This is a genomic window from Rhizobium sp. WYCCWR10014, from assembly GCF_001657485.1.
Taxonomy (GTDB): Bacteria; Pseudomonadota; Alphaproteobacteria; order Rhizobiales; family Rhizobiaceae; genus Rhizobium.
In genome coordinates, this window is the sequence record NZ_LXFU01000027.1 from 14,633 (window position 1) to 27,966 (window position 13,334).

Below are 13,334 nucleotides of genomic sequence, written 5' to 3' on the forward strand. Positions count from 1 at the left end.
GCCGGTTTATTGCCGGACCTGGGCCAGTCATGGAAGCGCCGCATATCCGAATTCGAGATGCGGCGCCCGTGATATCAGGACATGCCACGAGTTTTAAGATGAAACATTTTGCCAGATGGGGATTGACGATGCCGGCGACGATTGCCGTCGTTGTGCTTCTCATCGTTCCCGTCGCCATCACCATCGCCGCGACGTTTGCGGAACCGAAGGGCGTGTTTGCGCCCTATGTGACATTCTTCAGCAGCAGTTTTCGGCGGGCGGTTCTTTATCGGACGTTGGAGGTCGCCCTAGTCACGACGGCGATCTCCCTCACCGTCGGTTTCATCACCGCCTATGTGATTGCGCAGATGCCCGGTCGCGCAAAGAGCATCATGATCGTCGCGGCGGTTTTTCCGTTGCTGACCGGTGTTGTCGTTCGCTCCTTCGCATGGCTGATCATTCTCGGGAAGAACGGCATCCTGAACGCCATGCTGATCTCGACCGGCATCGCCAGTGAGCCGCTTTCGATGCTCTACACCGAAGGCTCGGTGATCGTCGCCATGGTCTATCTCTTCGTTCCCCTGATGATCCTGACGCTGGTCGGAGTGCTTGAAGGTATCCCGCGCGATCTGATCGATGCCTCCGCCTCGCTCGGCGCGAGACCGCTGATGACATTCTTTCAGGTGATCCTGCCGCTCGCGACACCCGGCCTCATCGTCGGCGCGGTCCTGGTCTTCACCGGCAGCTTCACCTCCTATGCGACACCGCAACTGCTCGGCGGAGAAAAGCAGATGATGATGGGGACCTTCCTCTACCAGCGCGCCATGGTGACCTTCGATTGGGTGGGGGCATCGACGATCGCCGCCATCATGGTGGTGCTGACCCTCGGCGTCGTCCTCATCATGAGCCGCATCGCACGCCGGCTCAATCCGATGGCGGTGTGATGGACAGGCGCATTCACCCGATCCTCGCCGCCTTCGCGGCCTGCGTTTTCTTCTTCCTGCTGGCGCCGCTGGTCATCATCGTGGGTGCGGCCTTCAGCGACACGACCTATCTGACCTTCCCGCCGCAGGGCCTGACATTGCGCTGGTTCGTCAATATCTTCCAGATCGAGGCCTTCCGCACGACCGCGTTGACCAGCCTGCAGGTCGCCTTTTTCGGCACGGCGCTCTCTCTGCTGATCGGCGTGCCCGCGGCCTATGCGATCAACCGCTACCGGGTGGAATTGCCGCGCTGGCTTTCCACCATTTTCGTCCTGCCGATCCTGGTGCCGGAGATCGTCTTCGGCTTCTCGCTGATGAAATCGGTGACGATAGGCCTCGGACTGCCGATCTTCATCAGCCTGCTGGTCGGCCATGCGCTGCTGATCCTGCCCTATTCGGTGCGTGTCGTCGGCGCCAGCCTGGCGGCCTTCGATTTTTCCGTCGAGGAGGCGGCGATCAGCCTGGGTTGCCCGCCGCTGAAAACCTTCCTGACCGTGGTCCTGCCGAATATCCGCTCCGGGGTCATCGCCGCCTTCATCCTCGCCTTCATCACCTCGATCAACGACGTGTCGGTTTCGGTCTTCCTGACCGGGCCGGGCATCTCGACGCTGCCGATCCAGATCCTTGCGCATATGGAACAGTTCTTCGATCCGACGATCGCATCGGTATCGGTGCTGCTGATGTTCGTGACAGTCGGCGTCATGGCCGTCGTCGAGGCCACGCTCGGTCTCACCTTCCTGACAAAGTAGAACGCTCTTGACCGTATCCCTCACCATCGATTCCATCTCCGCCCATTACGGCAGCACGCAAGTGCTCAAGGATCTGTCGATCTCGGTCATGGCCGGGGAACTGGTGTCCCTGCTCGGCTCCAGCGGCTGCGGCAAGACGACGACATTGCGCCTAGTGGCCGGTTTCCTCCAGCCAACCGGCGGCAGCATCAAGCTCGGCGAGCGCGACCTGACCGGCCTTCCCGCGCATGCGCGCGACATCGGCCTGGTGTTTCAGAACTACGCGCTTTTTCCGCATCTGAGCGTCCAGGACAATGTTGCCTTCGGCCTGAGGCAACGTCGCATTCCCCAGCCGGAACGGGCGAAAAGAACGATGGCCATGCTGGACCGCGTCGGCCTTTCGGCCTTCGCCGACCGGCTGCCGTCGGCTCTGTCAGGCGGCCAGAAACAGCGCGTGGCTCTCGCCCGGGCACTGGTCATCGAGCCGCCGCTTCTGATGTTCGACGAGCCGCTTTCCAATCTGGATGCAAAGCTCAGGATCGACATGCGCGTCGAAATCAGGCAGCTCCAGCGCGCCAACGGCACCACGTCACTTTACGTCACCCACGATCAAGAGGAAGCATTCTCGATCTCCGACAGGGTGGCGATCATGAATGCCGGGCGCATCATGCAACTCGACGCGCCGGAGGTGCTGTATCGCCAGCCGGCCAACGCCTTCGTCGCCCGTTTCGTCGGCTTCGAGAACCTGATCCGCATGAAGGTGACCGCGCGCAACGGCGCGCTTGTGACCGCCGAGACGACCGGCGGAGCCCGGCTGCAGCTGTCTCAGGAAACATTCGGACCGATCAAGGACGACTTCGTGCTGGCCTGCCGTGCAGACGGTCTTGCCGTCAGCCGTGACGGTGATGGCATCGCCGCCGTGCTCGGCACGCGCACCTATCTCGGCCGAGCCTATCAGTACAAATGCACGACGGCCGCGGGAGAGATCACCGCCAATGGGGCGCTATCCGACCCGCTGGAAACAGGGGGGTCGGCGGTGCTGACGCCTGTAGCAGAGCAATGCTGCATTCTCGATCCGGAAGATTGAAACGCTGAGGAGAGACGATGACTAGTGCCATGGACCAAGATATCGATGCCGTTCTTGCCCATGTGGACCAAAGCCTCGATGGCAGCCTGGCGCGGCTTTTCGAGCTGATCCGCATTCCGAGCGTCTCGACCGACCCAGCCTATCGCGATCAATGCCGGGCTGCTGCCGAATGGCTGAGCCGGGATCTGGCTGCCATCGGCTTCGAAGCATCGGTGCGCAAAACCATCGGCCATCCGATGGTCGTCGCCCACGAAAAGGCGGCGTCCGGACCGCATCTGCTGTTTTACGGCCATTACGATGTCCAGCCGGTCGATCCGCTGGCGCTGTGGACGAGCGATCCGTTCGAGCCGCGCATGGAAGCCTTGCCGAATGGCGATACGGCGATCGTGGCGCGCGGCGCGTCCGACGACAAGGGGCAGTTGATGACCTTCGTCGAAGCCTGCCGCGCCTGGAAGAGCGTCACCGGAAAACTGCCGGTGCAGGTGAGTATGCTGTTCGAAGGCGAGGAAGAGGCCGGCAGTCCGAGCCTGGCGCCCTTTCTGGATGCCACGGCGGACGAGTTGAAGGCCGATGCGGTTTTCGTCTGCGACACGGATATGTGGGATCGCGAAACGCCTGCCGTTACGACGATGCTGCGCGGTATCTTTAGTACGGAAATCGAGGTCACCTGCGCCGATCAAGACCTGCATTCCGGCATGTTCGGCAATGCCGCGCGCAATCCGCTGCAGGTGCTGTCAGACGTGGTTTCGAGCCTGAGGCGAGCCGATGGCGGCGTCGCGGTCGAGGGTTTTTATGATGGCGTGAAAGAGCTCCCCGACGCCATCAAGGCGCTGTGGAAAAGGCTGCCCTTCGACGAGGAGGCCTTTCTCGGCGATATCGGCCTGAGAGATCCGGCCGGCGAGGCAGGCCGTTCCGTCCTCGAACAGATCTGGGCGCGGCCGAGCTGCGAGATCAATGGCATGAGCGGCGGTTATACAGGCGAAGGCTTCAAGACGGTCATTCCGGCGAAGGCAAGCGCCAAGATTTCGTTTCGCCTGGTGGAAGGACAAGATCCCCAGGCGATCCGCGACGCCTTCCAGCGGCACGTGCGCGCACGTATCCCTCGGGATTGTTCGGTCAGCTTCAGGGATTACGGGCTTTCGCCGGCAACCGTGATGCCGATCGACAGTCCGTTTCTCACCAGGACGCTTCAGGCGCTTTCGACAGAATGGCAATGCGAAGCGGCCCTTGCCGGTACGGGAGGCTCGATCCCGATCATCGGCGAATTCAAACAGCGGCTCGGATGCGATGCCCTGCTGGTCGGCTTCGCCCGCTTCGACAACCGCGTCCATAGCCCGAACGAAAAATATGACCTCTCCAGCTTCCATAAAGGCATACGATCCTGGGTTCGCATCCTGGCGGCCCTCGCCGACTGACGCGGGCGTATCGCGCCCCGCGGCTTTTCGAGAGCGGCAAAGGACGCTGTAACACTTTGAATTGCTGCAGTATGCAGTAGGCTATGGTGCAGCAAGCGCCCGACATCACCATCGACACCGAGGCAGCAGAGACCACCGATGACGATATCAGCTCCCCGCGATTTCCTGAAAAGTCTGTTCGACGCGGCGGTTCGCGCCGCCGATCCGCTGACCGGCATCAAGGCGCATCTGCCCGATGGGCCGAAGGGAAAGACCGTGGTGATCGGCGCCGGCAAGGGCGCGGCGCAGATGGCGCAGGCGCTTGAAAGCGTCTGGGACGGAGCGCTCGAAGGTGTAGTGGTCACCCGCTATGGCTATGGCTGCGAGACACGCAGCATCGAGATTATCGAGGCCGCCCATCCGGTGCCCGATGCCGCGGGACTGGCCGGAGCAAAACGGCTGATGGAGACGGTGAACGGGCTGACGGAAGACGATCTGGTGATCGCGCTGATCTGCGGCGGCGGCTCGGCGCTGCTGCCCGCCCCGCCGGACGGGCTGACCCTCGAAGACGAGATTGCACTCAACGAAATGCTGCTTGCCTCGGGCGCACCGATTTCGGCGATGAATGTCGTGCGCAAGCATCTCTCCACCATCAAGGGCGGAAGACTTGCAGCAGCGACCAAAGCAAGGGTCGTCAGTCTGATCGTCTCCGACATTCCCGGCGACAACCCGGCCCATGTCGCCTCCGGGCCGACGGTCCCTGATGGTTCGACACGGCACGATGCGCTCGAGATCATCAGACAATACGGTTTGCAGCTGCCGCAGGCCGCACTCGACCATCTGAACTCGCCTAGGGCCGATGCACCGCGGCCGGACGATCCGATCTTCTTACGGCACGCGCATCACATCATCGCCTCGGCCGGCGTGTCGCTGGAGGCAGCCGCCGCCCTGGCAAAATCGCAGGGGATCGAGCCGGCGATCCTTTCGGATGCGATCGAAGGGGAATCGCGCGACGTGGCGCTGGTGCATGCGGCGATTGCCCGCGAGGTATCGGGCCGCAACAGGCCGTTTTCCAAGCCGGTCGTCATCCTTTCCGGCGGCGAGACGACGGTGACGCTGAGAGCCAAAGGCGGCAAGGGCGGACGCAACGGCGAATTCGCGCTCGCCATGGCGCTTGCGATCGACGGACAGGAGGGCATTCATATCCTCGCCGCCGACACGGACGGGATCGACGGCTCGGAGGATAATGCCGGCGCTTTTGCCGATGGCGGCACGGCAAGGCGCCTTCGCGCCGCCGGGCTCGATCCGCGCCGGCTGCTCGACGGCAATGACAGCTATTCTGGCTTTGCGACCACCAGCGATCTCTTTGAAACCGGCCCGACCGGAACCAATGTCAATGATTTCAGGGCTATTCTGATCCGTTAGGATCCGCCGGCGATAGCGGATCAGGTCTCGATCCGCCCCTGCCCGACCAGCCAACCCACTGATTCCTGCACTGCCTGCAGGGACGTGTATCTCGGGGTGTAACCGAGCAGGCGTTTGGCTTTGGCGATCGAGCAATTCGGGCTGCGGGCGATATGTTCCCAGGTCGCCTTCGCATCCTCAGCCGTCTGACTTTCCGCCCAGGCGTCGAATGGGGCGAAGCTGAGCTTCGGCTCGTGCCCGAACCAGCGAGACATGGATTCGGCATAGCCGCGAAGGGTCAATGCCTGCTCCGAAACCGCGTGAAAACTTTCGCCGGTCGACGCATTCCAGTTGGCGATCGCATCCATGAACATCGCCGCCACGTCATCGGCATGGACGTGATGAACGGTCTCCAAGCCGAAATTGGGCAGCGCCAGGGTCTCCCCGCGGGCAAGGGTCGAAAAGACCTGCAGGTTGAAATTGCCAGCCGGATTGAGCGGCGCCCAGCCGGGACCGACAATGTGCCCGGGATGGATGATGGTTGCCGGAAATCCGCGCAGCCTTGCCTGCTGCAGCAGATAGGTTTCGATCGCCGCCTTCTGCGTGCCGTAATCGCCGAAGGGAGATTTCGGCGCCTCTTCCAGTGTCGGCACGGCACTGGGGTGGCCATGTGTCCAGATCGTGCCGGTATGCAGGAAATGACCGACATGCCCCGACAGCGCAGTCACCAGGTGCTCGGCACTTTCCAGCGTGAAGCAGATCATGTCGATGACGATATCGGCTTTCACACCACGCACGGCCGAGCCGAAATCACCCGTCCGCTCCATGGCGGCCCGATCCATCTGACGCTGATCGACGGAAGCCCAGGCGTGGTTTGCCGTATAAGGCTTTGCCGTGCCGCGGCTGATCGTGACGACGTCGTGGCCTGCCTCTACCAAACGGGGAACGAGATAGGTTCCGACATGGCCCGTTGCCCCGATTATCAAAACCCGCATCATCGTTCCTCCCTTTGCATTTCCGTGTCGAATATGCTGCGCTTAGGTGATCCTGCAAGCAGACTTTTCGTGATCAAGTCGGCTCAACCAGGCCCGCTATTTTTGAAAACAAGGCAGGTGCCGCCCTGTTTGCGGATCTGGTTGCAGAGGTCGTTGGCTTCCAAGCGTGTCTGCCGGCCGATGCGGGCAGCATAACGCGGGCGAAAACCAAAGCTGCGATCGCGCTGGCGGAGGATCAGCGGCTGCTCCGCATTCAGGGGCGCGGGCAGTTCTTGAACGGCATCGAGAAACATGCGCCTGACTACCGCGACATTCGCATTCGCCGCAAGCTGGACGCCCCAGGGCGCCCATTCACCCTCCTGACGCCAGGGCGTGTCCTTCAACGTCCGTCTCTCCGCAAGCGCCACGCAAGCATCGAGGAAGGACTTGTCCTTGTCGAGCGGGGCGGCCGCATCATCCGGAGGATTATCCTTCCATTCCTCGATCGTATGCGCGGTGATTGCCAAGACGTAACCGCGTGTCTCGTAAGGTAATCTCCCTGACGCAAGGTAAGAGGAAAGTCCGTTTTCGCCGGCATTATAGGCGGCGGCGGCAAGGCCGAGATTGCCGAAACGATTGCGCAATTCGTCGAGATATTGCGCCGATTTCCGCAGGGCTTCCAACACCTGGTAGCTGTCTTCAAGACCGCGCAGTTTCGCCGTTCCGGGCATGAATTGCGCAATCCCCTGTGCTCCCTTGAAGCTGACAGCATCGGGGCGAAAGGTGCTTTCCCGCCAGATGAGACGGGCGAAATAATCCGGCGGCAATTGATTGGCGCTGGCGAAATGCTCGATCGCGACGCAAAGGTCTCGATTGAAACTGTCCTTACGGATGCAAAGCGTCTCACCCGATTCCGACGCCGAAGGCCCCGAATAGAGACAGGCCGGCGCCCCAGCGCTTCCTTCCGGCTGGGCCTTTACCGTGTCCAGTTGGGAAAACACAAGGCAGAGCGAAAGCATGGCTTTCGCCGATCTCCTCCCCATGTCGGACTGACGTTTCCGGCCTATCATCGGATCTCGGCGGGTTCGAACTTCCATCGCAACGCGGAATTCTCCATACCATCGATACGGGTAGGAAGCTTCCCCCATTTCCTTCTCTGCACCAGGTTTCTAATTTCGCCATCAATTTTGGAACAGATATATTCGACCAGTCACGGTCGCAGCGTCATCCTCTTCGCCAGGACTATCTAAGCGAACGAGGATAAGCAGATGATTGATCTCCACTACTGGCCGACGCCGAACGGCAAGAAGGTTTCGATCTTCCTGGAGGAAACCGGCACGCCCTACCGGCTGGTGCCGGTCAATATCGGCCGGGGCGACCAATTCAAACCTGATTATCTCAAACTCAACCCCAATCACCGCATGCCTGCCATCGTCGATCACGAGCCTGCCGATGGCGGCGGTCCGTTGAGCGTGTTCGAATCCGGCGCCATCCTCTTCTACCTCGCCGAGAAGACCGGCAAATTCTGGCCGCAGGATCCGCGCGGCAAATACGAGGTCACGCAATGGGTGATCTGGCAGATGGCGAACCAGGGGCCGAAACTCGGCGAAGCCGGTCATTTCCGTCGTCTTGGCGACCGCGAAGGCGACCAGTCCTATGCGGTGCGGCGCTTCACGGACGAAGCCAACCGCCTCTACGGCGTTCTCAACATGCGGCTTCGCGACCGGCGCTATCTGGCCGGTGAGGAATTCACCATCGCCGATATCGTCAGCTATCCCTGGACCGTCAACTGGCAGGCACAGGGTCAGGACATCGACGAGTTCAAGCATTTCAAGCGATGGTTCGAGGAGGTCGGCGCAAGGCCCGGCGTCCAGCGCGGCCTGGCGGTCGGCGCCGATCTTGGCACCGACAACAGCAAGCTCTCAGAAGAGGAACAGGCGCGCATCCGCAAGATCCTCTACAACCAGCGCGCCCTGCCCGTTCCGGATTGAGCTTCGGCCCGGCTAGAGATAACCATAGCGACAACCGAGCCGCCAGCCAGCAGCGGCCGGCCCCGGTTTCCAGGCGTTTTAAATCACCTGCCCGGGGAGCCAGGGGGCTTGGGCAGCAGTTGGCGTTGCGACTTGGGGTGTGAGCAGCAATGGCAAGACCTGTAATCGGCATCATCGGGAATGCCCGCATCATCGAAAGCCGATTTCCGGCTCAGCTTGTCGGAGAAAACAATCTGAGGGCCGTGGCCGATGTCGCCGAAGCCTTGCCGCTGATGTTTGCCGGCAACCCCAAACTGGCCGATATCGCGGATCTGCTGGCTGTCGTCGACGGCATTCTGCTGACGGGCGCCAGAGCCAATGTCCATCCCAGCCGTTTCAACACGGTGCCAGATCCCAAGCATGAACCTTATGACGAGGATCGTGACGGGCTGGCGCTGCCATTGATCGAAGCCTGTGTTGCGCGCGGCGTTCCTATTTTCGGTATATGCCGCGGTTTTCAGGAAATGAACGTCGCGGCCGGCGGCTCGTTGCATCCTGAAATCCGGGAATTGCCCGGACGCATGAATCACCGAATGCCCCGCCTGGAAACCGGCGAGATCCATCCCGACCTCGCCATCGTTTTCGGCGATCGTCACGATGTTCGACTTACCCAGGACGGGATGTTTGCGCGTATCCTCGGCCGGGAGACGATCCGGGTGAACTCCCTGCATGGACAGGGCATTCTCGAGCTTGGCGGGCGGGTCGTTGCCGAAGGCATAGCGGAGGATGGGACGATCGAGGCGATACGGTTCAAGGACGCGCCGGGGTTTGCTCTCGGTGTGCAATGGCATGCCGAATACGATCCGCAAACCAACCCTGTGAACCGTGCTCTGTTTCAGGCATTCGGCGATGCGGTGAGAGCCCATAAAGCTATCGCTTAGTCTGATCAGTAAAAAGCCGCCGCGAAGTGCTTTCGCGGCGGCTTGGGGAATGGCTTGAAAGCAGCAATCAGACCGTCGGCTGCTTGGTCTTCCTGAGATAGGGCAGAACCGTATCGAAGGAGCCGAAACGCGTAATCGCGTCTTCGTTGGAAACCGCGGCGGTGATGATGACGTCGTCACCCTGGTTCCAGTTCGCTGGCGTCGCCACCTGGTGCTTGGCCGTCAGCTGGATGGAGTCGATGGCGCGCAGGATCTCATTGAAATTGCGGCCCGTCGTCATCGGATAAGTCAGGATCAGCTTGATCTTCTTATCGGGACCGATGATGAAGACCGAACGCACCGTGGCGTTGTCGGCAGGCGTGCGGCCTTCCGAGCTCTCGCCGGCGCCGGCCGGCAGCATGTCGTAAAGCTTGGCGACCTTGAGGTCCTTGTCGCCGATCAGCGGATATTCGACATCGAAACCGGTAGCGGTCTTGATGTCGCTCTTCCACTTGGCATGGCTTTCCACAGGATCGACGGAGATGCCGATGATCTTGGCGCCACGCTTGGAAAATTCCCCGGCCAAGCCGGCCATGGCGCCGAGTTCGGTCGTGCAAACCGGCGTGAAATTCTTCGGATGCGAGAACAGGACGGCCCAGCCGCTGCCGATCCAATCATGAAAGCTGATCGGTCCCTGCGTGGTGTCGGCGGTGAAATCGGGGGCAATATCGTTGATACGTAAGCTCATGGTCGGCCCTCCAAAGCCTTGTGTTCAATGTTGTTTATTTCAAATCGAGTCCATGGGATCCGTCCGCCGGAAGCGGTCGCGAGATTGCGGTCAACGGGATCGCACCGGCCGAAGGTAAAAACTTCCCATTCCAGGATTTTAAGTAAGTTATATATCACGATCACCGAAGGCATGCTCTTTCGATTTCCGGCCTGCTCCGGCATTATTTTTCCGGCAAGTGCGCGCGCGATGAAGAGACTGATGGTTTTCCATCGGTCCCGTCAAAAGCTGCAGGAGAACCGCCGCCCCTCGCTCAGGCCGCCTGAACGGATTTGATCCTGTCGATGCCGCCGACAACAGGCGCGAAATCGTCCCACACGCCTTGGGCGCCCTTCTGCCATTCGTCGAAGGCTTCCGGCTTCAGGAGCTTTCCGCCGTTGGCAAGTGCGGTCTCGACGGATTTGGATTCGTCGTCGACGATCAGCTGGTTGAAATAGGCAGCCCCTTCGCTGGAAGCCTGCTGGAACACCGCCTTCTGCTCGTCATTGAGGCCGGCCCAGAAGGTCGAGGCATAATAGATGACGCCGGATGCCCAGATGTGACCCGTCTCGGTCATGTCAGGCACGACCTCATAGAGCTTGAAGCCGGCATAGGCCGATTTGGTCAGGTCCATCGCGTCGGCGACACCGGTTGCGAGCGCATTATAGGTTTCGGTGATCGGAATGCCGATCGGCGTCGTGCCGAATGCGCTCCAGAGCTTGGTGTGCAGCGGGCTCTGGATGACACGAATGCGCTTGCCCTTAAGCTGCTCCGGCCGCGTCACCGGCTCCTTGGTCAGGAGATGGCGGGCGCCGTAATTGATGAAATCGCCGACGACGAAATTCTGCGCCTGCAGTTTCTGCTTGAGATCGGCGCCGACATCGCCGGCGACGGTCCGGCGCACATGGTCGGCATCGCGGAAGAGGAAGGGCAGATCGAGGATCTGCAGTTCCGGCACCCAACCGGAGAGCGACGAGACCGTCGAAAGGCTGGCCTGGATGGAGCCGAGGCGCACGCCTTCGGCCACTTCCTTCTCGCCGCCGAGCGCACCGTTCCTGACGATGTTGAACTTGAACTGGCCGGGGAGTTTCGCTTCGACCAGTTCGCTAATCTTCACCCAGATCTTCGTTTCCGGTTTGTCGTCGCCGAGCAGCGAGGCGATCGTGATCGTCGTCGTGCGGGCCGCGGCGGTGCGGACGAAGGCGGGCGCTGCAAGCGCCGTTCCAGCGAGAGCTGCGGTCTTCAGGAAGTTGCGTCGGTTGAAATTGTCCATGGGGTTGTCCTGTTTACGAGAAGATGATGGCCCAGGCGCAAAGGATTGCGAGCGAGACCAGGAGAGCGAGCAGATAGGGAACCACCGCCCGGAAGAGCTCCGAAGCGGGAATGCGCGTGACGCCGCTGACGACGAAGATCAGCATGCCGAGCGGCGGTGTCAGTCCGTGGATCATCAGGTTGACGACGATGATCACGCCGAACTGGATGGGATCGATGCCGGCGGCGACCGCTGCCGGCAGCAGGATCGGGCCGAAGAGCAGGATCGCGGCGCCGATATCGAGAACGAGGCCGACAACCAGCAGGATGACGTTCGACAGCAGGATGACCGCAAGCGCGCTGCCGCCGAGTGCCGTCGTCAGATGCGAGATCAGGCCGGACACGTCGTCGACAGCCAGCAGGAAGGCAAAGGGGCCGGCCGTGCCGATGAGGAGACCGATCGCCGCCGCTTCGACTGCTGCCTGGCGCAAGGCGGCATAGAGCGAGAGAATGCCGAGGCGCGCACCGATGCCGAGCAGCAGCGTGTAGAAAGCGGCAAGCGCGGCCGCTTCCGTGGTCGTGACGATGCCGATGCGGATGCCGACGACGACGATGATGCCGAGCCCGAAGGCCGGAATAGCCTGAACCGCGGACTGCCAGCGCTGCCTGGCGTTTGCGCGCGGCAAAGGCGCCTGCTCCCGCACGGTCAGATGGATTGCGACCGCCAGGCATATGGCCATCAGCCCGCCGGCAAAGAAACCGCCGACGAGCAGCGAGCCGACGGAAAGATTGGTTGCGGTCGCAAGGATGAGGAAGGCGATCGACGGCGGGATGACGTTGTCGAGAACCGATGTCGAGGCGATGATCGCCGCCGCCTGCGCCGGCCGATAGCCGTGTTTGACCAGCTCGGGCTGGAAGGTCGATGCGCCGAAGGCGGCATTTGCGACCGACGAGCCGGAGGCGCCGGAAAAGAGAACGCTGGTCAACAGCGTCGTCTGCGCCAGTCCAGCCCTGCGATGGCCGACCATGGCGGCGGCGAAGCGCACGAGCTGGTTGGCGACGCCGGAGGTCGTCAGCAGGCCGCCGGCGAGCAAGAAGAAGGGAATGGCGAGCAGCAGGAATTTCGAGATGCCGGTGACGGTGGCGGAAACGATTGCCGGCTCCGGCAGGCTACTGCCGAAGGCGATGACGACATAGGCTGCGGCAAGAAAGGCGTGCGGCAGCGGCGCAGCAAGCACGAGGCCGACCGCGGCGATCAGTCCGAGAAAAATGCTCGGCGGCCAGTCGAGATCGAGCGAGACATGCGGGATGCCGGCATAGAGCGCGACACCGACGGCAAGCGAGAGCAAAACCGGTAGGATCTTGCCTTCGGCGATGCGCTGCAAAAGCAGCACGACAAGGATCAGCGCGCCGCCGGCGCCGAGGAAACCGAAGCGGATCCATTCCGGCACGCCGAGCGTCGGCGACACGCCGCCAAGCATCGTCATGATCTCGCTGCCGCCGAAGCTCAGAATCAGCGCTGAAAGCACGGTGAAGACGTCGGCGCCGATCGGCGTGACCTTCTGCAGGCTTTCCGGCAGCATCTTGACGAAGACGTCGAGGCGCATGGCAAGCGCGCTGTTGAGGCTGAGCGGCGCGCCGAGCGCGATAAGGCCGACATGCAGCCAGATACCAAGATCCTCGGCGCCAATGAAGCCGGCGCTAAAGAAATAGCGCAGGCAGACTGTGACGAGCACCATCAAGAGCAGCACGGCGAGAACGAGTGCCGCCGCAATGCCGAGAACCGCTTCGATCACCCGCAGCAGGCGCGCTGCCACCCCGCTGTCCGGAGCGGTCTGTTCGATCGGATGAAATTCACTCGTGGCCACAACACTTACC

12 protein-coding genes are annotated in these 13,334 nt (G+C 61.7%); 7 read left to right on the forward strand and 5 right to left on the reverse strand.

The features are described 5' to 3' along the window. The first annotated feature begins 98 nt into the window (after window positions 1-98). From A6U98_RS06615 to A6U98_RS06635, 5 genes are all read left to right on the forward strand, one after another. Window positions 99-923: an ABC transporter permease gene (locus tag A6U98_RS06615; protein WP_064648795.1), complete on the forward strand. Its 825-nt coding sequence runs from the start codon at window positions 99-101 to the stop codon at window positions 921-923. Further along, complete coding sequence (locus A6U98_RS06620; RefSeq protein ID WP_064648797.1) at window positions 920-1,711, forward strand: ABC transporter permease; 792 nt, start codon at window positions 920-922, stop codon at window positions 1,709-1,711. The genes A6U98_RS06615 and A6U98_RS06620 overlap by 4 nt, the downstream gene beginning before the upstream one ends. A 7-nt stretch (window positions 1,712-1,718) precedes the next feature. Next, window positions 1,719-2,777: an ABC transporter ATP-binding protein gene (locus tag A6U98_RS06625; RefSeq protein WP_064648799.1), complete on the forward strand. Its 1,059-nt coding sequence runs from the start codon at window positions 1,719-1,721 to the stop codon at window positions 2,775-2,777. Window positions 2,778-2,794: 17 nt separating this feature from the next. Then, window positions 2,795-4,192 carry a dipeptidase gene (locus tag A6U98_RS06630; protein ID WP_064648801.1) on the forward strand — a complete coding sequence of 466 codons (1,398 nt, stop codon included), beginning with the start codon at window positions 2,795-2,797 and terminating at the stop codon, window positions 4,190-4,192. Between the two features lie 138 nt (window positions 4,193-4,330). Then, the gene (locus A6U98_RS06635) at window positions 4,331-5,596 is read left to right on the forward strand and encodes a glycerate kinase (protein ID WP_064648803.1); all 1,266 of its coding nucleotides are present in this window, start codon (window positions 4,331-4,333) and stop codon (window positions 5,594-5,596) included. 20 nt (window positions 5,597-5,616) lie between these two features. On the opposite strand, the gene A6U98_RS06640 is transcribed toward A6U98_RS06635, so the two are convergent. Together A6U98_RS06640 and A6U98_RS06645 are read right to left on the reverse strand one after the other, a co-directional pair. Beyond that, window positions 5,617-6,573: an NAD-dependent epimerase/dehydratase family protein gene (locus A6U98_RS06640; protein ID WP_197496352.1), complete on the reverse strand. Its 957-nt coding sequence runs from the start codon at window positions 6,571-6,573 to the stop codon at window positions 5,617-5,619. Window positions 6,574-6,653: 80 nt separating this feature from the next. Then, the gene (locus A6U98_RS06645) at window positions 6,654-7,646 is read right to left on the reverse strand and encodes a lytic transglycosylase domain-containing protein (RefSeq protein WP_197496361.1); all 993 of its coding nucleotides are present in this window, start codon (window positions 7,644-7,646) and stop codon (window positions 6,654-6,656) included. A 171-nt stretch (window positions 7,647-7,817) separates the two neighbouring features. Between A6U98_RS06645 and A6U98_RS06650 the strand changes: the two genes are divergently transcribed. Continuing rightward, a complete protein-coding gene (locus A6U98_RS06650; protein WP_064648806.1) occupies window positions 7,818-8,540 on the forward strand; it encodes a glutathione binding-like protein in 723 nt (240 codons plus the stop codon). A gap of 149 nt (window positions 8,541-8,689) precedes the next feature. Beyond that, window positions 8,690-9,460, forward strand: a complete 771-nt coding sequence (locus A6U98_RS06655; protein ID WP_064648808.1) for a gamma-glutamyl-gamma-aminobutyrate hydrolase family protein — start codon at window positions 8,690-8,692, stop codon at window positions 9,458-9,460. Window positions 9,461-9,527: 67 nt separating this feature from the next. On the opposite strand, the gene A6U98_RS06660 is transcribed toward A6U98_RS06655, so the two are convergent. The 3 genes from A6U98_RS06660 to A6U98_RS06675 form a co-directional block, all read right to left on the reverse strand. Beyond that, window positions 9,528-10,187, reverse strand: coding sequence for a peroxiredoxin (locus A6U98_RS06660; RefSeq protein WP_064648810.1), 660 nt, complete (start codon window positions 10,185-10,187; stop codon window positions 9,528-9,530). A 292-nt stretch (window positions 10,188-10,479) separates the two neighbouring features. Next, entirely contained in the window at window positions 10,480-11,478 is a 999-nt protein-coding gene (locus A6U98_RS06670; RefSeq protein WP_064648815.1) for a TRAP transporter substrate-binding protein, read from the reverse strand. A gap of 13 nt (window positions 11,479-11,491) precedes the next feature. Then, window positions 11,492-13,324: a TRAP transporter large permease subunit gene (locus A6U98_RS06675; protein WP_064648817.1), complete on the reverse strand. Its 1,833-nt coding sequence runs from the start codon at window positions 13,322-13,324 to the stop codon at window positions 11,492-11,494. Between the last annotated feature and the right edge of the window lie 10 nt (window positions 13,325-13,334).

Bases quoted from the DNA above. Each gene is read 5' to 3' on its own strand.
- A6U98_RS06660 (WP_064648810.1), bottom strand. From the start codon at position 10,187: ATGAGCTTACGTATCAACGATATTGCCCCCGATTTCACCGCCGACACC.
- A6U98_RS06640 (WP_197496352.1), bottom strand. From the start codon at position 6,573: ATGATGCGGGTTTTGATAATCGGGGCAACGGGCCATGTCGGAACCTAT.
- A6U98_RS06655 (WP_064648808.1), top strand. From the start codon at position 8,690: ATGGCAAGACCTGTAATCGGCATCATCGGGAATGCCCGCATCATCGAA.
- A6U98_RS06635 (WP_064648803.1), top strand. From the start codon at position 4,331: ATGACGATATCAGCTCCCCGCGATTTCCTGAAAAGTCTGTTCGACGCG.
- A6U98_RS06630 (WP_064648801.1), top strand. From the start codon at position 2,795: ATGACTAGTGCCATGGACCAAGATATCGATGCCGTTCTTGCCCATGTG.
- A6U98_RS06650 (WP_064648806.1), top strand. From the start codon at position 7,818: ATGATTGATCTCCACTACTGGCCGACGCCGAACGGCAAGAAGGTTTCG.
- A6U98_RS06645 (WP_197496361.1), bottom strand. From the start codon at position 7,646: ATGGAAGTTCGAACCCGCCGAGATCCGATGATAGGCCGGAAACGTCAG.
- A6U98_RS06670 (WP_064648815.1), bottom strand. From the start codon at position 11,478: ATGGACAATTTCAACCGACGCAACTTCCTGAAGACCGCAGCTCTCGCT.
- A6U98_RS06615 (WP_064648795.1), top strand. From the start codon at position 99: ATGAAACATTTTGCCAGATGGGGATTGACGATGCCGGCGACGATTGCC.